The organism is Gallibacter sp. Marseille-QA0791, assembly GCF_965119705.1.
Lineage (GTDB): Bacteria > Bacillota > Clostridia > Peptostreptococcales > Anaerovoracaceae > Lentihominibacter > Lentihominibacter excrementipullorum.
On record NZ_CBCPMH010000001.1, the window covers coordinates 1,534,750 to 1,557,825 of the forward strand.

14 protein-coding genes, 2 tRNA genes and 3 rRNA genes are annotated in these 23,076 nt (G+C 47.7%); 2 read left to right on the forward strand and 17 right to left on the reverse strand.

The features are described 5' to 3' along the window. Positions 1-6 precede the first annotated feature (6 nt). The 5 genes from ACQY69_RS07175 to ACQY69_RS07195 form a co-directional block, all read right to left on the reverse strand. Positions 7-417 (reverse strand): MarR family winged helix-turn-helix transcriptional regulator, encoded by a 411-nt coding sequence (locus ACQY69_RS07175; RefSeq protein ID WP_428259789.1) that lies wholly within the window; start codon positions 415-417, stop codon positions 7-9. A gap of 278 nt (positions 418-695) precedes the next feature. Continuing rightward, entirely contained in the window at positions 696-1,919 is a 1,224-nt protein-coding gene (locus ACQY69_RS07180; protein WP_428259791.1) for an FprA family A-type flavoprotein, read from the reverse strand. A gap of 17 nt (positions 1,920-1,936) precedes the next feature. Continuing rightward, positions 1,937-3,856, reverse strand: a complete 1,920-nt coding sequence (locus ACQY69_RS07185; RefSeq protein ID WP_428259793.1) for an acyl-CoA dehydrogenase family protein — start codon at positions 3,854-3,856, stop codon at positions 1,937-1,939. 995 nt (positions 3,857-4,851) lie between these two features. After that, positions 4,852-5,274: a HEPN domain-containing protein gene (locus ACQY69_RS07190; RefSeq protein ID WP_428259795.1), complete on the reverse strand. Its 423-nt coding sequence runs from the start codon at positions 5,272-5,274 to the stop codon at positions 4,852-4,854. After that, positions 5,267-5,602: a nucleotidyltransferase domain-containing protein gene (locus ACQY69_RS07195; protein WP_428259797.1), complete on the reverse strand. Its 336-nt coding sequence runs from the start codon at positions 5,600-5,602 to the stop codon at positions 5,267-5,269. Before ACQY69_RS07195 ends, ACQY69_RS07190 begins: the two co-directional genes overlap by 8 nt. Before the next feature lie 568 nt (positions 5,603-6,170). On the opposite strand from ACQY69_RS07195, the gene ACQY69_RS07200 reads away from it, so the two are divergent. Then, positions 6,171-6,929 carry a tyrosine-type recombinase/integrase gene (locus tag ACQY69_RS07200; RefSeq protein ID WP_428259799.1) on the forward strand — a complete coding sequence of 253 codons (759 nt, stop codon included), beginning with the start codon at positions 6,171-6,173 and terminating at the stop codon, positions 6,927-6,929. 166 nt (positions 6,930-7,095) lie between these two features. On the opposite strand, the gene ACQY69_RS07205 is transcribed toward ACQY69_RS07200, so the two are convergent. From ACQY69_RS07205 to ACQY69_RS07230, 6 genes are all read right to left on the reverse strand, one after another. Beyond that, positions 7,096-7,170, reverse strand: a tRNA-Glu gene (locus ACQY69_RS07205). Between the two features lie 5 nt (positions 7,171-7,175). Then, positions 7,176-7,292 (reverse strand): 5S ribosomal RNA (gene rrf / locus ACQY69_RS07210). Between the two features lie 97 nt (positions 7,293-7,389). Then, a 23S ribosomal RNA gene (locus ACQY69_RS07215) occupies positions 7,390-10,286 on the reverse strand. 227 nt (positions 10,287-10,513) lie between these two features. Further along, a tRNA-Ala gene (locus tag ACQY69_RS07220) sits at positions 10,514-10,589 on the reverse strand. A 38-nt stretch (positions 10,590-10,627) separates the two neighbouring features. Then, a 16S ribosomal RNA gene (locus ACQY69_RS07225) occupies positions 10,628-12,142 on the reverse strand. Together the 16S, 23S and 5S rRNA genes with 2 tRNA genes alongside form the textbook arrangement of a ribosomal RNA operon. Positions 12,143-12,589: 447 nt before the next feature. Further along, positions 12,590-14,887: a peptidase U32 family protein gene (locus ACQY69_RS07230; RefSeq protein ID WP_428259801.1), complete on the reverse strand. Its 2,298-nt coding sequence runs from the start codon at positions 14,885-14,887 to the stop codon at positions 12,590-12,592. A 109-nt stretch (positions 14,888-14,996) separates the two neighbouring features. Here ACQY69_RS07230 and ACQY69_RS07235 point away from each other — a divergent pair, with 109 nt between their 5' ends. Further along, positions 14,997-16,274, forward strand: coding sequence for an AI-2E family transporter (locus tag ACQY69_RS07235; protein WP_428259803.1), 1,278 nt, complete (start codon positions 14,997-14,999; stop codon positions 16,272-16,274). 165 nt (positions 16,275-16,439) lie between these two features. Here ACQY69_RS07235 and ACQY69_RS07240 read toward each other — a convergent pair whose 3' ends face one another. The 6 genes from ACQY69_RS07240 to surE all read right to left on the reverse strand — a co-directional run bounded on the left by ACQY69_RS07240 (position 16,440) and on the right by surE (position 22,903). Continuing rightward, a complete protein-coding gene (locus ACQY69_RS07240) occupies positions 16,440-17,594 on the reverse strand; it encodes an NAD(P)-dependent malic enzyme (protein ID WP_428259805.1) in 1,155 nt (384 codons plus the stop codon). A 10-nt stretch (positions 17,595-17,604) separates the two neighbouring features. Next, positions 17,605-19,251 (reverse strand): glutamine--tRNA ligase/YqeY domain fusion protein, encoded by a 1,647-nt coding sequence (locus ACQY69_RS07245; protein WP_428259807.1) that lies wholly within the window; start codon positions 19,249-19,251, stop codon positions 17,605-17,607. A 126-nt stretch (positions 19,252-19,377) separates the two neighbouring features. After that, the gene (locus ACQY69_RS07250; protein ID WP_428259809.1) at positions 19,378-20,556 is read right to left on the reverse strand and encodes an acetyl-CoA C-acetyltransferase; all 1,179 of its coding nucleotides are present in this window, start codon (positions 20,554-20,556) and stop codon (positions 19,378-19,380) included. Positions 20,557-20,630: 74 nt separating this feature from the next. Next, on the reverse strand, positions 20,631-21,563 hold the full coding sequence (locus ACQY69_RS07255) for a DUF2156 domain-containing protein (RefSeq protein WP_428259811.1): 933 nt from the start codon (positions 21,561-21,563) through the stop codon (positions 20,631-20,633). 33 nt (positions 21,564-21,596) lie between these two features. Further along, a complete protein-coding gene (locus tag ACQY69_RS07260) occupies positions 21,597-22,157 on the reverse strand; it encodes a hydrolase (protein WP_428259813.1) in 561 nt (186 codons plus the stop codon). After that, a complete protein-coding gene (gene surE / locus ACQY69_RS07265) occupies positions 22,142-22,903 on the reverse strand; it encodes a 5'/3'-nucleotidase SurE (protein ID WP_428259815.1) in 762 nt (253 codons plus the stop codon). The genes ACQY69_RS07260 and surE overlap by 16 nt, the downstream gene beginning before the upstream one ends. Positions 22,904-23,076 lie beyond the last annotated feature (173 nt).

Here is a 23,076-nt window from a genome sequence, read left to right on the forward strand (position 1 = left end):
CCTCCTTTACTTTCTCAGGTTATCATTTACCCGTTTCAGATACGATATGAGCCGTTCCTTCTCCTCCTCCGAAAAACCGTCCAGCGCGATTTCCTCCAGCCCGGTCAGCGCGTCGATGGAAAGCGCTGCGTCCGTCCGCCCTTTTTCGGTGAGAAACACGCAGGTATACCGCCTGTCTCCGTCCTTGCTCCTTCTCTCGACGAGGCCGTTCTTTTCCATCCTGGAAAGAAGGCTGGTTGCCGTAGCCGGCTCTACTGCGCAGGCTTCGGCGATATCCTTCTGGATAGCTCCATCGTGAGAAATCAGGTATTCGAGTATCTTGGGCTGCCCTGTGGAAAGCCCGGTGCCCGAAAGGCGTTCAAATACCATCCTGGAAAAAAACGTATGGTTCTCCATCATGAGTTTATGGTAAGACATGGCTGTCCTCCGTTCAATAGTTAGGTTTCTAATTATTATTGTATCAGTTAGAATTCTAACTGTCAACATCTGAAGAACCACATTTTACAGACCTTTTAAAAATCTAAAGATATATCTCTCCCAGCGCCAACAGTTCTTCCTCAAGCGCGGCCATTTCATCGTCCTAAATTGTACGGGGCACTCCGGGTATTCGCAGGAATAAGCAAAGCAGGCCTCGCCATCCGCGAGCCCTGCTTTACATCATACTATCTTTAAGGCATCACCTTTCGTTTGTCCGTTTATTCGTCCACTCCGTTGACGGAATCCACGATGGCCTGCGCCAACGTCTCCAGCTCCTTGGCTTTATCAGGAAGCATGGAGGAGGCGATGGACAGCCTTTCGTTGAGGACGGTCATGTTCTTCAGCTCCTCATCTATGAACTTCCGCATCAGGTCTCCCGACGTAGGAGCCCATGAACCGTTCTCGATGATGGCGAACGTCCTGTTCTGAAGGTTAAGAGCCTTCATGTCCATGAGGAAATTGTGCATAACAGGGTATATCCCCAGGTTATAGGTAACGGACGCCAGCACGATATGGCTGTATTTCCACGCGTCCGATATGAGGTAGGATACGTGGGTGTTGGAAACATCCACGACTTTGACATCCTTTACGCCTTTCTGCACTATTTTAGCCGCCAGCGCCTGAGCCGCCGACTCCGTATTTCCATACATGGAAGCGTAGCATATGAGAACACCGTCCACTTCCGGCTCGTACTTGCTCCATTTATCATATTTCTCTATGAAGTACATGAAGTCCTGACGCCAGATCAGGCCGTGGAGCGGACAGATGAACTTTATCTTATCCAGCAGCCCTGAAGCCTTCCCCAGAAGGTGCTGGATGTGCGGACCGTACTTCCCTACGATATTGGTAAGATATCTCCTGGCTTCGTCTATCCAGTCTCTGTCGTAATCCACCTCATCAGCAAAGAGCTTGCCATCCATAGCGATAAAAGAGCCAAAGGCATCTGCTGAGAAAAGAGCACCGTTAGTAACGTCAAGGGTTACCATTACTTCAGGCCAGTGGACCATTGGAGCAGTCAATACTGCTATAGTATGATCTCCAAATGTGTGGGTATCCCCTTCAGTCACCTCTATACATTCGTGCTCATCAGGATGGAAACCGAACTGACGCATCAGCAGGTATCCCTTCTCCGTAGAAATTATCTTCACATTGGGATATTTCTTCAGTATCTGCTCGATGCTGGCCGCGTGGTCGGGTTCCAGGTGATTGATGACTATCCAGTCGAGAGGACGTCCATCCAGCACGTATTCCAGATTTTCCTCAAACTGTCTGTAGGCCGACCAGTCCACTGTATCGAAGAGGACCGTCTCCTTGTCTAACAACACATAGGCGTTATAGCTGACCCCCTGTGGTATAGGATGTATGTTTTCGAACAGGTGGGTCCTGTGGTCATTTGCCCCGACCCAGTACAGGTTATCCGTTATCTCTCTTACGTTATACATTTTCTACCCTCCTATCTTTAGATGAAATGTTCCTTATCTTCACCACATTCAGGACAAACCCAGTCGACAGGCAGATCCTTGAAAAGCGTTCCCGGCATGATATCGGCATCCTCATCGCCAATCTCAGCTATATACTCATATCCGCATCCTCCGCATACATGAGGTCTGTCGAGAGGCGTCGGCTTAGGGACACGAGGCCTTTTCATCTTTATCATAGGAGGCGCAGGTTTCTTTTCACTGGTTCCGCCAAGTGCTTCGATGAGAAGAGGTATTATCTCGTTCACATCACCTACGATACCATAGTCGCAGTTCTTGAAAATAGGCGCGTTCTTATTCTTGTTGATCGCGACTATAGTCGATGCTTCCTTTATACCCTTGAGGTGCTGTATAGCTCCGGAAATGCCGCACGCTATATAAAGGTTCCCGCTGAACTTCCTTCCCGACATGCCTACATATCTCTCGAGAGGAACGTATTTAAGCGTCTCAGCGACCGGTCTCGACGAGCCTATGGCTGCGCCGGCCGCCTTGGCCAGGTCTTCTATCAGCTTCATATTTTCCTTAGGGCCGATACCTTTACCTGCCGAAACGACTCTCTCCGCATCTATGATCGGCGTATTTATATCTATTCCGACGGAGAAATCATGGCCGTCCTTCTTGAGGGCTTCCACCAGCTTTTCCACTTGCTCTTTCGCATCTCCTTCGTTAAAGATCATCTGCTTTCTCAGTCCCGTTACAGGCGTGGATTTTTTCTTCATGCCGCTCTGTTTGCTGCCGCCCTCCTTGCTGTCTCTGCTGAGCTTTCCTATTATCCCGGCTGCGATAACGACTCTCTGTATCTCGCTGGTGCCTTCGTATATGGTTGTGATCTTCGCATCGCGGTACATCCTCTCCACGTCCATGCCCTTGAGGAAACCTGTGCCGCCGAAAATCTGGACTGCGTCGTTAGTTATCTCGAGTGCCGATTCGGATGCGTACATCTTGGCCATTGCCGCCTCGACCGAGTACCTCTCATGATTTTCCTTCAGCTCTGCCGCGGAATATACGAGAAACCTGGCGCATCTCAGCTTTGTGGCCATTTCTGCCAGCTTGAACGAAACACCTTGCTGAGCCGCTATCGGTTTTCCGAATTGTATCCTTTCCTTAGCATATTTCAACGCCTGCTCATAAGCGCCCTGAGCAATTCCGAGGGCCTGAGAGGCGATACCTATCCTGCCGCCGTCCAGCGTTGCCATGGCTATCTTGAAACCTTCGCCCTCCTTACCCAGAAGATTTTCTTTAGGAACTTTGACATCATTGAAGATCAGCTCCGCTGTCGATGATGAACGTATGCCCATCTTGTCGTAATGGTCTCCAAAGTCAAAGCCTTTCCATCCTTTTTCCACGATAAAGGCCGATATGCCTCTGGTCCCTATGTCAGGTGTAGTTACTGCAAAGACTACATATGTATCTGCTTTAGGGGCATTGGTGATAAATATCTTTCCCCCATTCAACAGATAATGATCGCCTTTATCAACCGCTGTCGTTTCCGTGCCACCGGCATCGGAGCCTGCGTTGGGTTCGGTAAGGCCAAATGCCCCTATCTTTTCACCCTTGGCCAGCGGCACCAGATACTTCTGTTTCTGCTCCTCCGTCCCGTACGCAAAGATAGGATATGATCCCAAGGAAACATGAGCAGAAAGGATCACTCCTGTACCTCCGTCCACTCTGGCCAGTTCTTCCACCGCGATGGCATAGCTGAGGATGTCCAGGCCCGCCCCGCCGTACTCCTTTGGATATGGGATACCCATCAGGCCCATTTCCGCCAGCTTTTTCACAGCATCTTCCGGGAATTCGTTCTCCTGGTCAAGGGAAAACGCTATCGGCTTGACTTCTTTTTCTGCAAACGCGCGAATCTTGTTTCTCAGAGTTTCGTGCTTCTCCGTGGTTTGAAACAACATATGACCCCTCCTTATTATGATTTTAATAACATTATTTGCTGAATTTTCACAACATTTCTTTCTTTTGGCTACATGATATCTTATTGGACAAAAAAAGTCAAGTAGATAATCAGACTTTTTTTGTCCCCTTGATATAATGGCGATCCCTCTGTGATGGATCCGGCAATTGGATTTGACAGTAGATTTCAACAATGGTAACAGAAACCGACGCTAACTTTCAGCGATAGAGTTTACAGCCGTTCTCTTTCTCAGGCTTCTGTTACATGCGATTTTCCTATGATGAAACATCGATATCGCATGGTTTTTATGTCTGCAAAGTTTGTTCTGTCTTATTGATAAAAACTTCTCATAAGAAAAATAAGATTCAACATCGGTGATATTACCTCCCTTTTTTAAGGGAGGGGAACATTTGCTCCCCATTCCATACAGACATGGACGTAAAAGTTATCACCTGGGACAATTATAAATTTCTGCTCACTAATCCTTAATAAGCGCGACAACGTCTCATTATGCCGCATTTTTCCTCGAGCGCGCTTCTTTTCGCACGCCCCTTACAGGGTGCAACGGTGTACGCACTCCCAATTTCTACGGGTAGTAAATTTCTACTCACACGCCTCTTGCGGGGCGCGACACGGCCGGATGCGATTTCGTTTTGATACCGATTATGAGAATTACTGTTTTGACAGGAGCAGTAATGCCGAAAAAGTACAGTTGATAGAAAATGCATTGAACTGAAACCAGAATTGTTCTCAATTTGTTCTCAAATCCTTACATAATTTAACAAATGAGAATGACGGAAGCTCTTATCAAAAAAAATCCAGTCAGGTTCAAACCGTTAGAATTCCAACGCTTCTAAAGAATAGCAAAACCTCGCGGTGCATAACCGCGAGGTTAACATAATGGTGATCCTACCGGGAATCGAACCCGACTACCACTTAAAAACGTTGAAAAAAGGAGGTTCCCACGCTGCTGATTTCATTGTTCTCAATTTGTTCTCAACCTCCTTGTGGCGATAACATATTTTGTTGTATATACTCTCTGATTGAAGTATATACAGCTTCTGCATTCTCAATCTGCGCCTGCGTATCGCTTTTACTTGCAATAAACATATCGTCATAATCGGAAGCATTTCTTATCGTAAATGCTGAACCTATCATTTTTGAAAGCCCTATCGGCAATAAATTTTCTTTTATGTAAATTCTTCGAAATTCCGCAATTACTCCACTGTGTTTTCTTGTATCAAAACTGTTAAAAACCAATATAGCTCTCATAGCATGAAACATGGAATAATATGCTCGATTGTTTGCCGCTCTGTATTCTCCGTTTGAAAACAATAGCTTTGCCGCTTTCAAATCACTTCTCGCCCGTTCAAGACGATATTTCGAATAATCCTTTTGGAGCTGTGTATACTCAGGCAATCCTCACGCCCTCCCTGTCTATATTTTGATAAAACACAGAGACCGGCATATATTTATTATATATCTCCAAGCTCTGAAAAACCGGTGCCAAAACCACATCATATTTCAAGTCTATCTTATCAGCTATATCAAATATTTTATTTCTCTCTGTTCCTATTTCTTGCGGAGGCACAGATAACAACAGCAAAATATCTATATCACTATCACTGTCGTTATCTCCTCTTGCACACGATCCATATAAAATTACTTCCTGAAGCTTATTTCCATATATGCTCTTGGCTTCATCTGCAAAGAGCGAGACGATCTCATGTATCTTATCATTTACCATAATCAAGCCTCCTAGGCATTAAAGCATATATCATATCTGTATTATATCATGCCTTAATTATTTTATACAGTCATATCTATTCATACGAAACTCTCTATTATCCAAAGCTAATACATAATATGTTTTATCAAAACATGTCCTTATAAATGGTATGATACTATACGATAAACTTTGAAAAACAATAAAAAAGACTTACAAGCTATGCCTTAAACACACGATATAATATGAGGAAGGCATAATTTTATCGTATGAAGCATAATCAATTAATAAGCACAAATGCGCTTGATAATTATGCAACATATTAAATTGCGATGTATCTCATATTACGGAACACATCCCTGACGATAATGTATTTTAGCTTTGAACTTTATAAAATATATTAAACAATTTCTATCCTAAATGGAAAAAATATAAAGAACTCCATACCACTGCCGGAACTTACATATCGCGCATTGAATGTGATTGGAAAAAATATTATTGCGGTGCTGACATAGTAAATGTTCCACTTGAAAAGTTAAGCAAAATAATGCTCGACGAGTGGGCACATAGCTTGATAAAGGAATACAGCATGACAAAGAAGCAATACTATAACTGTACTGTGATAATGCGTCAGGCATTACAATACGCTGTTGATCTGAAAATAATACTTGAAAATCCAATGATGAAAGTACATATTGATGGCAGAAGAATGTTTCGTTATGTGCGAAAGAAAAAGGACAATACTCAGGTATTTTCAAAAGATGAACTGCGACAGTTGAAATACCTGGCTTGGAAAGATTTTCACAATCGCACGCTGGTATATGAGCTGGTTCCATTGGCGATCCTCTTTCAGTTTGAAACAGGATTGAGAGTCGGTGAGCTGATAGCTATACAAGATGATGATATAGACGGCGATCAGTTGCATGTTCAAAGGATGTATCGTAAGGAAACAAAAGAAATCGTGGAACATACAAAAGGCTCCTACGGTGACAGATATGTCATATTGACCTCTGCCGCAAAACACATCATCGAATGCGCACAGTCACACCGGCAAAAGTATGGCTCGAACAAAAATGGATATATTTTTTCCATGGATGAAAAACCTTTTTCCTATAATTCCATTTCACACAGATACAACAAATACTGTGACATAATCGGAACTATAAGGAGAAACAGTCATAAGGCAAGAAAAACATACATTTCTTCTCTTATTGACGGGAATGTCAACATCAACACTGTTCGCGAAATGGCCGGACACGCTGACGAGAGAACAACTTATGAGAATTATTGTTTTGACAGGAGCAGTAATGCCGAAAAAGTACAGTTGATAGAAAATGCATTGAGCTGAAACCAGAATTGTTCTCAATTTGTTCTCAAATCCTTACATAATTTAACAAATGAGAATAATGGAAAACTCTTATCAAAAAAATTTCAGTCAGGTTCAAACCGTTAGAATTCCAACGCTTCTAAAGAATAGCAAAACCTCGCGGCGCATAACCGCGAGGTTAACATAATGGTGATCCTACCGGGAATCGAACCCGGGTTACCGCCGTGAAAGGGCGGTGTCTTAACCGCTTGACCATAGGACCAAAATAAGCGGCAACGTCCTACTTTCCCAGGCGGTCTCCCACCAAGTATCATCAGCGCTAAGGAGCTTAACTTCTGTGTTCGGTATGGGAACAGGTGTATCCTCCTTGCTATTGTCACCGCATATTCTCCGTTCAAACCGTATCTACAGCCTGAACCTCTCTTTTTAAGTGTGCTCCGCACACTCAAAACTGAATAAATCCTGCTTCCAAAGCTCTGCCTTGGTCAAGTGTTCGACCTATTAGTATCGGTCAGCTCAATACATTACTGCACTTACACCTCCGACCTATCAACGTGATAGTCTCTCACGGGTCTTACGCCTTGCGGCAAGGAGATCTTTTCTTGTGGGGGGCTTCGTACTTAGATGCTTTCAGCACTTATCCCTTCCATACGTGGCTACTCAGCTATGCACTTGGCAGTACAACTGATGCACCAGAGGTATGTCCATCCCGGTCCTCTCGTACTAAGAACAGCTCCACTCAAATCTCCAACGCCCACAGCGGATAGGGACCGAACTGTCTCACGACGTTCTGAACCCAGCTCGCGTACCTCTTTAATGGGCGAACAGCCCAACCCTTGGGACCTACTTCAGCCCCAGGATGAGACGAGCCGACATCGAGGTGCCAAACACCCCCGTCGATGTGGACTCTTGGGGGGTATCAGCCTGTTATCCCCGGGGTAGCTTTTATCCGTTGAGCGATGGCCCTTCCACTCGGTACCACCGGATCACTAAGCCCGACTTTCGTCCCTGCTCGACCTGTTTGTCTCGCAGTCAAGCTCCCTTCTGCCTTTACACTCTTCGTGCGATTTCCGTCCGCACTGAGGGAACCTTTGGGCGCCTCCGTTACTCTTTAGGAGGCGACCGCCCCAGTCAAACTGCCCGCCAGACACTGTCCCAATACCGGTTCACGGTATATGGTTAGAACCTCAACATTACAAGGGTGGTATCCCAACGGTGACTCCACTAAAACTGGCGTCCTAGCTTCTTCGTCTCCCACCTATCCTGTACATGCAATGCCGAAATCCAATATCAAGCTGCAGTAAAGCTCCACGGGGTCTTTCCGTCCTGCTGCGGGTAACCGGCATCTTTACCGGTACTACAATTTCACCGAGTCTATTGTTGAGACAGCGCCCAGATCGTTACGCCTTTCGTGCGGGTCGGAACTTACCCGACAAGGAATTTCGCTACCTTAGGACCGTTATAGTTACGGCCGCCGTTTACTGGGGCTTAAGTTCATGCCTTCGCTTTCGCTAAGCAGTCCCCTTAACCTTCCAGCACCGGGCAGGCGTCAGCCCCTATACTTCAGCTTTCGCTTTAGCAGAGACCTGTGTTTTTGGTAAACAGTCGCCTGGGCCTTTTCACTGCGGCCATCTTTCGATGGCACCCCTTCTCCCGAAGTTACGGGGTCATTTTGCCGAGTTCCTTAACAATAGTTCTCTCGCTCACCTTAGGATTCTCTCCTCATCTACCTGTGTCGGTTTGCGGTACGGGCACCTACAGTCTCACTAGCGGCTTTTCTTGACAGCGTGAAATCATCAGCTTCCGGTACTATTTTTCCCTCCCCATCATAGCCTGGCCTTAAGATGCGCGGATTTGCCTACGCATCAGCCTCACTATTTGGACGCGCTCTACCAGCGGCGCGCTCTGATTATCCTTCTGTGTCCCCACTTCGCTCATACAACTTTCGGTGGTACTGGAATCTCAACCAGTTGTCCATCGCCTACGACTCTCGTCCTCGGCTTAGGTCCCGACTAACCCTGAGTGGACGAACCTTCCTCAGGAAACCTTAGATTTTCGGTGGGCAGGATTCTCACCTGCCTTTCGCTACTCATGCCAACATTCTCTCTCCTGCATCGTCCAGATCGCCTTCCAGCTCTCCTTCTGCCAATGCAGGATGCTCCTCTACCATACCTTTCGGTATCCCAAGCTTCGGTAGTAAGTTTTAGCCCCGTTTATCTTCGGCGCAGAGTCACTCGACTAGTGAGCTGTTACGCACTCTTTAAATGAATGGCTGCTTCTAAGCCAACATCCTAGCTGTTTGTGCAGCTCCACATCCTTTTCCACTTAACTTACATTTTGGGACCTTAGCTGTGGGTCTGGGCTCTTTCCCTTTCGACTATGGAACTTATCTCTCATAGTCTGACTCCCAAGTATGATTGCACGGCATTCGGAGTTTGATAGTTTTCGGTAACCGGTGAAGGCCCCTAGAACATTCAGTGCTCTACCTCCGTGTATCTTAACTTGAGGCTAGCCCTAAAGCTATTTCGAGGAGAACCAGCTATATCCGAGTTCGATTGGAATTTCACCGCTATCCACACGTCATCCCAACACTTTTCAACGTATACGGGTTCGGTCCTCCACGAGATTTTACTCTCGCTTCAACCTGCACATGGATAGGTCACCCGGTTTCGGGTCTACAGCATACAACTATTCGCCCTATTAAGACTCGCTTTCGCTTCGGCTCCGATGCTCCAGCATCTTAACCTCGCTGCATACCATAACTCGTTGGCCCGTTCTACAAAAAGTACATGGTCACTTGCGCTCCCATTGCTTGTAAGCATAAGGTTTCAGGTTCTATTTCACTCCCCTCCCGGGGTCCTTTTCACCTTTCCCTCACGGTACTATTCGCTATCGGTCACTGGGTAGTATTTAGGCTTGGAGGGTGGGCCCTCCGGCTTCATACCGGGTTTCACGTGTCCGGTACTACTCTGGTGCCACCTGGATCATCTCCGATTTCGTCTACGGGAGTTTCACCCTCTTCGCTTGGCTGTTCCAAAACCATTCGACTATCTTCCCTGAATTCCACACGGTGGTCCGCAACCCCGAAGAACAAGTCCTTCGGTTTGGCCTCTTTCCCGTTCGCTCGCCGCTACTTAGGAAATCGATCTTTCTTTCTCTTCCTGGAGCTACTTAGATGTTTCAGTTCACCCCGTTCCCTTCTCACAGACTATCTTTTTCATCTGTGGATGACGACGCATTACCGCCGCCGGGTTCCCCCATTCGGATATCTGCGGATCAGCGGATATTTGCTCCTCCCCGCAGCTTTTCGCAGCTTGTCACGTCCTTCTTCGGCTCCCAGTGCCAAGGCATCCGCCTTATGCTCTTATTCACTTGACCTCTCAAGTCGCCTGATGTAGCGTCATCAGGCTCTTTCGGCTTCTTTTCTCGGTTCTCTGAAATCGTAGTAATTCTTACCCTCTCGGGTTGCTATTACCTTATTCTTATGGCACTTTCGTGCCTCTCTCGATTTCGTCTTCGATTCTTTTCTTGCTTCTTTCACAGTTTTTATTCAGTTTTCAATGTGCGCTCCCGACTTCACTATCATCAAGGCAGTGAATCGTGGATGGTGGAGAATAAGGGGCTCGAACCCTTGACCCCCTGCGTGCAAGGCAGGTGCTCTCCCAGCTGAGCTAATTCCCCATATAAAACTCATAGTGCAGAAACTTTCGTCTCCTTAGAAAGGAGGTGATCCAGCCGCACCTTCCGATACGGCTACCTTGTTACGACTTCACCCCAGTCATTGGTTTCGCCTTAGGTAACATATTTGCCTGCCAACTTCGGGCGCCCCCAACTTCCATGGTGTGACGGGCGGTGTGTACAAGACCCGGGAACGCATTCACCGCGACATTCTGATTCGCGATTACTAGCAACTCCGACTTCATGCAGGCGAGTTGCAGCCTGCAATCCGAACTGGGACCGGCTTTTGAGATTCGCTCCACCTCGCGGTCTCGCTTCCTCTTTGTACCGGCCATTGTAGCACGTGTGTAGCCCAGAACATAAGGGGCATGATGATTTGACGTCATCCCCACCTTCCTCCGAGTTATCCCCGGCAGTCCCGTTAGAGTGCCCAACTTAATGATGGCAACTAACAGCAAGGGTTGCGCTCGTTGCGGGACTTAACCCAACATCTCACGACACGAGCTGACGACAACCATGCACCACCTGTCTTTCCTGTCCGAAGAAGGACCCGTTTAAGGGTCTGTCAGGAAGATGTCAAGCCCTGGTAAGGTTCTTCGCGTTGCTTCGAATTAAACCACATGCTCCGCTGCTTGTGCGGGTCCCCGTCAATTCCTTTGAGTTTCATTCTTGCGAACGTACTCCCCAGGCGGAGCACTTATTGCGTTAACTGCGGCACCGAAGTCTTGCGACCCCGACACCTAGTGCTCATCGTTTACGGCGTGGACTACCAGGGTATCTAATCCTGTTTGCTCCCCACGCTTTCGTACCTCAGTGTCAGTTACAGTCCAGAAAGCCGCCTTCGCCACTGGTGTTCCTCCTAATATCTACGCATTTCACCGCTACACTAGGAATTCCGCTTTCCTCTCCTGCACTCAAGTAGCCCAGTTCAAGGGGCGAACAATAGTTAAGCCATTGCCTTAAACCCCTTGCTTAGGTAACCACCTACGTACTCTTTACGCCCAATAATTCCGGATAACGCTTGCCCCCTACGTATTACCGCGGCTGCTGGCACGTAGTTAGCCGGGACTTGCTCCTAAGGTACCGTCACTATCTTCCCCTAGAACAGAAGTTTACGACCCAAGGGCCTTCATCCTTCACGCGGCGTTGCTGCATCAGGGTTTCCCCCATTGTGCAATATTCCCCACTGCTGCCTCCCGTAGGAGTTTGGACCGTGTCTCAGTTCCAATGTGGCCGATCACCCTCTCAGGTCGGCTACTGATCGTCGCCTTGGTAGGCCGTTACCCCACCAACTAACTAATCAGACGCAGGCCCATCCTCTGCCGATAAATCTTTGGCACATCCAAGATGTCTCAGTTGTGCGTTATGAGGTTTTAATCCCGGTTTCCCGAGGCTATCCCTCTGCAAAGGGCAGGTTGCCTACGCGTTACTCACCCGTCCGCCGCTTTCCACTTTGATCATCAACCGAAGCGTCAGTTCAAAGCTTCTCGCTCGACTTGCATGTGTTAGGCACGCCGCCAGCGTTCATCCTGAGCCAGGATCAAACTCTTTATTTAATGGTATCTAAACTCTCTCGAGCTTAAATCAAGTTTGAAGTCTAACTCGTCTACGCTTAGCGTCTTACTCGCTAATTCTTTATCCGAATTATCTCTTTTAAGAAATTGTCGGAAACTTTACATTCACCTTTCAGGTTTGTGTACAGTTTTCCTTCAAATCAATCGTCTCTTTCAAGACCGGATCTTTAAGATCCTTTTTATTGACTCAAATTTCTACACTATGAAGTTTTCAATGTTCTCGGCCGTTTTCGCCCTCAGGCTTCCCGGCCTCGCCCGCTCTTGGCGAGCTTTTTTAGTATATCGCATGTCACAGCTTTTGTCAACATCTTTTTTCGACTTTTTTTCGTCCTTTCTCAGAACGCTCTGCCGTGACAGCTCGTTTATATTACCAAATTTAACTTGCCCTGTCAACATGTTTTTTGCTTTTTATTTTCTTTCTTTTCGCCTTCATTCGATATAAGTCATAAAAGCCGTTCCAGAGCCTGCATTTTCACCATCTGTACCCAATATCAGATATTTATCCCCGCTATACCATTCTACCACGTCATATACCGCTCCTTTCCTGTCTGCAAGCGTTGCCGCAGACACAGGATGCTCCGTCGTCATGAGGGGAATGATTCCTCTATGGTATTCCGCGGCCTCCAGGGAATACGCCCTTATGTCGACGCCCGATTCCTCAAAGGCTCTCAGGCTCTGGCTATTATACACATTGAGGCCATGAGCGCCGTACATCTTCACACCCCTTTGACGGAAAGGTTCTATCCATTGAGGGTTTCCTATCATTATTCCCGTTTCTTTTACCGCTTCGATTATATTGTCGAAGTTGTCTTCTATATATGTGTCTTCCTTCCCCTTGCTCACCTCCAATATATAGGGCACTGTTCTCCCACTGTCGCCGACAGCATCTTCCAGCCTCCGCCTCAGCTTCTTCTCCATATAAAGTTCCAAAGGTATACATACCAGCACATCACCTTCCCGTCCGGCTGCGACTTCTCTAACCATCCTCCCGATACGCTCGGTCTGTTCCGCCATTTCTCTGCGGTATATGTACAGCCCGCGGCAACTCGCCCCCTTCTCTTCCATAAGACTTTCATCACCCAGTTTTTCCCCGGAAGCTATGCCGGAAAGTCTTTCATCCGAAAGAGCCTTCCTCCCCGCCCATGCCCGGCGCCGTTCGATCAGCAATCTATCAGCCGCTTCTCGCCTCATCCTGTTTATTTCCGATACAGGTACCGCTATATCGCTGTCCATGGCAATGACTGTAGATACCGACCGGAAAATCGTAGCCCCCAGCTTTTCCAACTGCCTCCTTACCCTCTCTTCATCCAGAGGTTTGTTTCTCGCCGGCTCGGCTTTGACCTCCCCTGTTACTGAAACAGCATATCTTTTCGTCCTCATTTTCAGCACCGGATATTCGTCTTTTTTCGCCGTGAAGCTCATCTCTACCGATATCTTCCTGCGAAAATCGTTCTCGTAAGACTTCTCCGCTTCATCCAGCAACCGGCGGTCAGTGACCTTATACACTTTATCTCCTATATCCACCCGCCCTTTTATATCACCGACGCGTATATCGTTCCCCGCCATTTCCTTTATATATGTTATTACGTTTCCTGTGACCTTTCTCCCTCTTATCTCTATACCGTCTCCCATGGAAATCCTCTTCTCGCTTCCGCAGGCATATGTCTGCCGCCCCGTTCGGATTTTCGATATATTCTTCCTTTCAAGCTCCACATCTACCAGCGTGCTGCCTTTTTTTACCCCAACTACCTTTCCCATATATACTCCCTGGTTCTTTGGGCTTTCTCCGGACAGCAAACCTGCTCCCGGATTTCCTTCCATATATCCGCTGCTGGATCCGCCCCGGTTGAAGATCGCCAAAAGTCTGTCCATATCTTCCCGGCTGACATCCGCCCTTCCGCACTCCCTGTATATATCCAGATACTTCCTATATAATCCGGTAACTACAGCCACGTATTGAGGTGATTTGAGGCGTCCTTCTATCTTGAGAGAATCGACGCCGGCTTCACATATCTCCGGCAATATGTCCAGCGTACACATATCCTTTGGACTGAGAAAATACCCACGCCTTCCCGTTTCATCAACGTATGGCAGTCTGCAGGGCTGAGCACACGTCCCTCTGTTGCCGCTCCTCCCATTACCTCCGCCTATGGCTCTGCTCATATGGCACTGTCCTGAATAACACATGCACATAGCTCCATGTACAAAGACCTCTATCTGACATCCCCCGCCTCCCGCGTCCTCATCATGGCATACATCTGTCAGTTCTTTAATTTCCGCCAGGGTCAGTTCTCTGGCCGGAACTATCCGGCTAAACCCTGACTTTTTCGCCCAGATAGCTCCTCTGCCGTTATATATGGTTCCCTGGGTGGACATATGCATATCCATATCCGGCAGATATGTCCTTACAAGACGTGAAAGGCCCACATCCTGAAGTATGACCGCGTCAGCCCCGGCTCCATACAGAAAATTCACGTATGAAAAGGCATCTCGCAGTTCACTATCCTTTATGAGGGTGTTGATAGTCACGTAAACGCGGACATTTCTGTCATGGGCGTACTCTATGGCTCTCTCCATGTCCTCTTTCGTGAAGTTTTCCGCCTTTATCCTGGCATTGAACAATGGGCCTCCCATGTAAATCGCGTCAGCTCCATTTTGCACGGCGGCCCTGAGCTGCTGCCACCCTCCTACAGGTGCCAGAAGCTCTGGGATATTTACGTCTCTCACTTGTATTTCTCCTTTCGTCCGGACGCCATGGGCTGCCCGGCCCTACAGGGTTTATTATTGATTGCTCGACTATATTAGTATATAATGATTTCATACTGGAGGGAAGAGTATGAACAGATTAAAAGAACTGCTGAAAGACAAAACCTTTACGAGAGGAAGCATATTCATCGTATTCAATGCAGCGCTGCTCTGCATTCTCTTTTTCATAATCAGGGATATCGGCAGCATCGCTTCCACCCTTTACGGATGGCTTCGTACATTGCTGGATGCCTTTTGGCCCCTCATACTTGGCCTCATTCTCGCCTATCTGCTCAATCCTCTCTCCGAACTGATAGATTCCAAGCTGATGGAACGGTTAATAAAGCTGCCGGAGGATCCATTGAAAGCGGAAAAGCGCAGGAACCTCCGTCATCTGTTAAGTGTCATACTCACTTTCCTCATTGCCATCGCTGCTGTTATTGCCATAATCCTGGGCTTCGCGGTGATGATAATAGGAAACATAAACTTTTCGGATCTGCCCAGCACATTCTCCGACTTCATGAGGGGGATACTGAACTACGAATCCACATTCAAAAACTGGATCACCGCCAATATACCGGAAAGCATGCTTTCCGAACGCCTGACGGATCTGACCAGCACCGTCATGACATGGATAAGCGACAACATAAGCGCATCGTCTGTCATATCCTTTTTCACCAGCATAAGCGGCAGCATTGTCGACGTCGTGGTCGGCATCATCGTCAGCATTTACCTGATGAAGGACAAGCAGTTTTTCCTGGGGCTCTGGAGAAAGTTTCTCCACCTGACCCTTCCGCAGAAGCGCCACGCTGTCCTCACCGAAGCTCTCAGCGAGATCAATACAGTCTTTTCAAAATTCATAAGAGGCGCGTTGCTTGATGCTTTGATAATCGCTATATTGGCATCTATAGGTCTTTCCATCATGGGTCTGGAAGGCTCGGTCTTCATCGGCATATTTGCCGGTATCGCCAACGTCATCCCTTACTTCGGTCCTGTGATAGGTATGATACCCGCTTTCCTCATGGGCTTGTGCACAGATGGTTTCTGGAGCGGCGCTCTGGCAGTGATAATTCTTCTGGTGATACAGCAGATAGACTGCAACTTCATATATCCTAAGATAGTAGGGACATCGACGGGCCTCCACCCTCTCATGGTGCTGCTGGCCGTCAGCGTCTTCGGATATTTCGGCGGGATCCTGGGAATGCTGCTGGCAGTGCCAATAGCAGGTATAATACAAGTGTTCGTTGTCAAGTGGGCGGAAAGCCGGGAGATCAGGATCAAAAAATCCGTCGGCCCGGATGCCCCCAATGCGACAGGCGATACCGCCACATCTGACAGCAGAGACAATAAAGACGATCGACAAATGTGAAGTGATCGTTCGCTAAGCAATGGACGATAACTCTCATATGAAAAAGCGATAAGTAAAATACCACTAAAACAGGGAGGTCGAAAAAATCGAACTCCCTTTCTTATTCTGTTCAGCTTCTTCTCTGGAAAGTCTTTCAGATCCATCAGCAAGCGCTTTCTTGCCTCCCTATTCCTTCCATGCCTTTCTCACGGCCTCAGCCACGATGTCAGCAGCTCCAGGATAAAAAGCGCTCGGGATTATGTAATCAGCTGTCAGTTCTTCGTCCTTTATTATCTCCGCCAACGCGAAAGCAGCGGCGGTTTTCATCTCTTCCGTTATCCTTTTGGCTCTGGCCGCTAGCGCTCCCTTGAAGAGCCCCGGAAAAATCAGCACGTTATTTATCTGGTTAGGATAATCCGACCTTCCTGTGCCTATTACTGCCGCGCCGGCTTCTCTGGCAAGATCCGGAAGTATCTCGGGCTCCGGATTAGCCATGGCAAAAATTATCGCATCCTTGTTCATCGATCTTACCATATCCTGAGTCAGCACCTTTGCCGCCGAAACCCCTATGAAGAGATCCCTTCCCTTCACTGCGTCTGTCAGGCTGCCGGAGATCTGTTCCTCGTTGGTGACTGCCGCCAGACGCTTCTTGGCTTCATTCAGATCGCCTCTGTCTCTGGTCAGTATCCCTTTGCTGTCACATGCCACGATATCTTTTATCCCCAGGTTCATGAGCATCTTGGCAATAGCCGTTCCCGCCGCCCCTGCGCCGTTGATGACAGCCTTCATAGAGCCCAATTCTCTTTTCGTCAGCTTAGCCGCATTTATTACTGCCGCCGACACAACCACGGCTGTCCCATGCTGATCGTCATGAAATACGGGTATATCCACCTGTGCTTGCAGCTTTTCCTCTATCTCAAAGCATCTGGGAGCAGAAATATCCTCCAGATTTATACCTCCCAGCGTAGGAGCTATATTCTTCACGATATTTACGATTTCATCCACATCCTGAGTCTCAAGACAAACCGGGAATGCGTCTATCCCCGCAAATTCCTTGAAGAGCAATGACTTGCCATCCATCACCGGGATGGACGCGAGTCCGCCTATATTACCCAGGCCCAGCACCGCCGAGCCGTCTGATACTACCGCTACGATATTGGATTTATTGGTATATCTGTAGACATCGTCAGGATTCTCATATATCTTCCTGCAGGGTTCGGCAACGCCTGGTGTATACGCAGTTGAAAGATCGTCAGTATTCTCAACTCTTACCTTGCTCGCTACAGCCATCTTCCCTTTATGCTTTTCATGCATCTCCAAGGATGCCTTATAATAATCCATCCAATCACCTCTATTTCTTTTTCCAGGAGCTCTTGAGACCGACGATCTTATTGAAGACTTTCTCTTCATCCGTCGTGAGCTTCTCATCTGCTATATAATATCCCTTTCTGAAAAACTGGAATCGCTCTCCCGGCCTGGCCTCTGCCACGGAAGGCTCCGCATATGCCACCGTCTCCGAAAGAGAGTCGGGATTGAGCCGCTGAGATCCATCCTCCTCATCCAGCATCAGATAGTCATAATTCCTTATCCTTATCTTAACAGCGGTCCTGGCGTCCACCCAGTGTATCGTCCCCTTGACCTTACGGCCTTCGAACCCGCTGCCGCTCCTGGTCTGAGGATCATATGTGCACCGCAGCTCCTTTATGGAACCATCTCCATTCTTAATAACTTCCTCGCATCTGATGAAGTAGGCGCCCTTGAACCTGACCTCGTTTCCCGGAAAAAGCCTGAAATACTTCTTCACCGGCACTTCCATGAAGTCATCGCCATCCACATACAATTCGCGGCTGAAAGGCACACTCCTGTTGCCCATCTCCGGCACTTCCCTGTTGTTCTCTATCTCCATCTCCTCGGTTTTGTCTTCAGGGTAATTGGTTATCACGACTTTGATAGGGTTCTCCACCACATTTCTGTTTTCCACCTTCTGCTTCAGATCTTCTCTGACGCAGTGCTCCAAAAGACCTATGTCCACCGTGCTGTTCGCTTTGGACACGCCTATCCTCTCACAAAAATCCCGTACGGCTTCCGGCGTATATCCTCTCCGCCTTATACCGGCGATGGTCGGCATCCTCGGATCGTCCCATCCTTCCACAGTCCCATCATCTACCATTCTTTTTAAATATCGTTTACTCATCACTGTATTAGTCAGGTTGAGTCGGGCGAACTCTATCTGCTGCGGCGGTTCCGGCCATTTGCCCACTTCCCGCAGCACCCAGTCATAGAGAGGTCTATGATCTTCGAATTCCAACGTACAGATGGAATGAGTTATACCTTCGATAGCATCTTCGATAGGATGAGCAAAATCGTACATCGGATAGATGCACCATTTGTCGCCTGTGTTGTGATGCTCCGCATGAGCTATCCTGTAGATGACTGGATCGCGCATGTTTATGTTAGGCGAAGCCATATCTATTTTCGCTCTGAGCACTTTCTCACCGTCGCTGTACTTCCCTTCTCTCATTTCCTCGAAAAGCTTCAGGTTTTCCTCGACAGACCTTTCACGATATGGGCTTTCCCTTCCCGGTTCCTTCAAAGTCCCTCTGTATTCCCTTATCTGATCGGCGTTGAGATCGCAGACATATGCTTTGCCTTTTTCTATCAGAGCAACAGCACATCGATACATTTCATCGAAATAATCGGAAGCCCAGAGCCTTTCATCCCACTTGAACCCCAGCCATCTTACATCTTCTTCTATTGAATCCACGTACTCCGTATCCTCTTTTACAGGATTGGTATCGTCATATCGCAGATTGCACTTACCGTGATATTTCTCGGCAGTAGTGAAATTGAGGCATATGGACTTAGCATGTCCTATGTGGAGATATCCGTTCGGCTCCGGCGGGAACCTCGTATGCACCTTGTCTCCATACTTATGAGCTTCCAGGTCCTTGTCGATCATATTATGAATAAAATTGTTGCTTTCCAGTCTGTCTGCCATCTCGTTTCCTCCTAAACGTTTTTACGCTTTATTATATCCCATCTGTGCTTGTAAATGCAACGGCTTATGCAATTAAAAAGGCGCGGTACAGCTCCGCGCCTTTTTCACGGTGAAACATCACCTTTTTTATCTTTCAACGATCATCGTCGTTCCCTGTCCGCCGCCGATGCAGAGAGTAGCGAGACCTGTCTTGGAATCTCTCTTGATCATCTCATAAATCAGCGTAACGAGGATCCTGGCACCGGAAGCTCCAATAGGATGTCCCAGAGCGATAGCTCCACCGTTCACATTGAGCTTTTCAGGGTCAAATCCCAGATCCTTGCCTACTGCTACGGACTGTGCCGCAAACGCTTCATTAGCTTCGATAAGATCGATGTCATCTATAGTCATTCCAGCCTTATCGAGAGCCTTCTGGCAAGCGGAGATAGGTCCGATACCCATGATAGCAGGATCTACGCCTGCGGATGCATATGACTTGATAGTGCAGAGAGGCTTGATCCCCAGCTCGTCAGCTTTTTCCTTGGACATAACGATGAGGGCCGCAGCAGCGTCGTTTATACCGGAAGCATTAGCCGCTGTTACTATACCATCCTTCTTGAAGGCTGGTCTCAGTTTAGCAATGCTCTCAGGTGTTACGCCGTCCTTTGGATATTCATCAGTGTCGAATACGATAGGATCGCCTTTTCTCTGAGGTACTTCTACAGGAACGATCTCGTCCTTGAATCTGCCCGATTTTACCGCAGCAACTGCCTTCTGCTGTGACTTGGCAGCAAACTCATCCAGTTCTTCCCTGGTGAGGCCCCACTGCTCAGCTACGTTTTCGGCAGTTATACCCATGTGGTAATTGTTGAACGCGCAAGTCAAACCATCGTTTGTCATCATGTCGATGATCTTATTGTCGTTCATCCTCGCTCCCCATCTTGCTGTAGGGATAGCGTAGCCTGTTGCCGACATATTCTCAGTTCCGCCTGCTACGATGATATCAGCGTCGCCTGCTTTGATCATCTGAGCTGCCAGAGACACTGTTCTCAGACCGGAGCCGCATACTTTGTTCAGAGTCATTGCAGGAACTTCCTTAGGGATTCCCGCATCCATAGCTGCCTGTCTTGCGACGTTCTGTCCGAGACCTCCCTGGAGAACACATCCGTATACCACTTCATCTATGGTTGCCGGATCGATTCCCGCTCTCTTGATGGCCTCTTTAATGGCAATCGCTCCGAGGGTCCTGGCTGAAGTGTTCTTCAGAGTTCCTCCGAAGCTTCCGATCGGTGTTCTCACTGCACTCGCAATTACAACATCTCTCATAATGAATTTCCTCCTTTTCATTCATTGGTTATTTATTTAAATAAAATATATTTACATATATTTTTATTTAAAGCCTATTCAAATGTCCCTATATACTTTTCCAATAACTCCACAGGCTTATAAGACAGTTTTGATTTTCTCAGGTTCTCAATGTCCATATCCTCTTCCCTGTTGAGATATTCAGCTCTGGAAGAGATATGCCTGCAAAACTCGTTGAGCATCAACTGATAAAGGCCTCTGAAATCGGTGTTGGCTTTTTCCACATGCTCGGTAACGGTATCGCTTCCCAGCATCCCGCCTACGGCAACCGCCTCTATGTTTCCTTCTATCAGTATCGCTCCTCCGATGTAGCCCACCTTCTCCAGATTCCTGAAAACGTCCTCCATGGCCTCTTCTTCCATCACCAGAAGTTCCATCTCGTGAGGAGGTATCTCTTTTTTTCTATTGAAATCCGATATGAATTTCATGACCTCATCGGCCATATCCGATGTCAGCTCTGCATATTGATACTGATACGTTTTCTTGAAATAATTCAAATGATTCTTCTTGCTGTGGTACGCTCTGCCTTTGAGCTCCACCAGATCCTGTACCCTGTAGATATAGTCGTAGTTGGGCCTGTCATCCTCAAAGTTTATCTCCGGACACGCTTCCTTTATTATATCAAGCATGTGAACCGGCACCAATCTGAGGCTGAAGGGATACCCTTTGTCCTCAAACATCTCTTTGCACTTCAGTATCGTCTCCCGCAGTGATTTGCTGTCGTACCCTCCTGTTCTCGTAAGAGGCGGGAACATGAAAGGCAGCTCGATCCCCTCCTCCAGCTCCAGGTGGCTGACTCCGCTGAGACACATGTAGTCGCCTACGATTTCCCAGCTGAACTGATTTATATCACGCCACATATAGAGGGATGTAAAAGAAAGTCCTGACGTTCTGTACTCATATCCGTTCAGATACTCCTCGATGATCCCCCTGTTTTCAATGGATATTCTGTTGTCAAACATATACATTATTCTATTCCCTCTTCCCGATTTTCACCTGGCTCATTTCACGATAGCTGAAATATCTTTGAAACCATCGGCTTTGGAATCTCTCAGTATTTCATAAAGTACAGCCTCATATGTGGTGATGGTCGCGCCGGCTTCTCCCATCCTGGTGATACTCCACAGCTTGTCATTCTCATTTCGCGATGCCACGCAATCAGCGACCAGATATACGTTATAGCCTTCCTCTATCAGCTGAAGCACCGTCTGCTGGACGCAGATATGAGCCTCTATACCGCAGACCACGATATTCTTTTTTCCCGACTCCTTTATCCTGGACGCGAATTCCTCATTGGCCATGCAGCCGAAGGTATTCTTTTCCACATGCCGGAAATCTCCCAACGCCTCCGCTACCGAAGGTATAGTTTCTCCCAGCCCCTTCGTGTACTGCTGTGTAACGATGGTCGGTATCCCCAGCACCTTCATTCCCTTTATGAGTCTGACGGATTTATCCTCCAGCGTCTCCCTGTCGCTCATGGCAGGAACCAGTTTTTCCTGAAGATCTATAACTACGAAAGCCGTATCATTTCTCGTAAGCAATCCCATTATCCTATCCTCCATTTCTTTATCTCCTCTACCATCTCATACGCGGTGAGGTCACGATGTATCGGTGTGATGCTGGCATATCCATCCTGTATCGCGATGACATCTATCGAACCGGGAAGCCCTTCATAGACCACCGGTTCTCCGTTATAACGGTATCCTTTCGTTCCGTCACCCATGTCGACAGGCGCGAAGAACTCTTTATATTCTCTGTTGCCTAACGTCGTGAACCTGAGTCCCTTTATTTCGTTTTCAGGAAGGTCAGGCGTATTGATATTCAGCACTATGCCCGGTGAAAGGTTCCCATGCCCTTTTCTCAAGGCTTCGACCGCCAAATGAGCGGCGCAGTCAAAATGACTGGCGTCGTGATTATCCACGGAGACCGCCACCGAAGGCACCCCGCATATGCTGCCTTCCATAGCTGCCGCTACCGTACCCGAATAGAGCACATCGGTCCCCAGATTCCCTCCATGGTTAATACCAGAAAACAGCATATCTATCTTGACGCCCTTTTCGGACAATATTTTCATTCCCAATTTCACGCAATCGGCCGGCGTCCCTGATGTACTCAGGGCGTATTCCGCTCCCTCGACCCGTTCTTCTTTTACCGTTATATATTTCGAAACAGTGATCCCGTGCCCGCTGGCGCTTCGCTGTCCATCCGGAGCACACACGTATACGGAAGCCTCTCCCGACAGCGCTCTGACCAGTTCCGTCAAACCTCTCGCTCTTATGCCATCATCGTTAGCCACCAATATGTTCATTAATCTACCTCTTATATCCAGTTGTATACGGTGTTGATTATATCACAAAAAAAACGGAAAATAAACTGCGCATACAAAAAAGTTTTATCATGGTAACCAAAAAAGAACCCTTTGAAAATTCAGTCTTTTGAGCCAACTTTTCAAAGGGACTCCGGATCCTTTACCAGGTCATT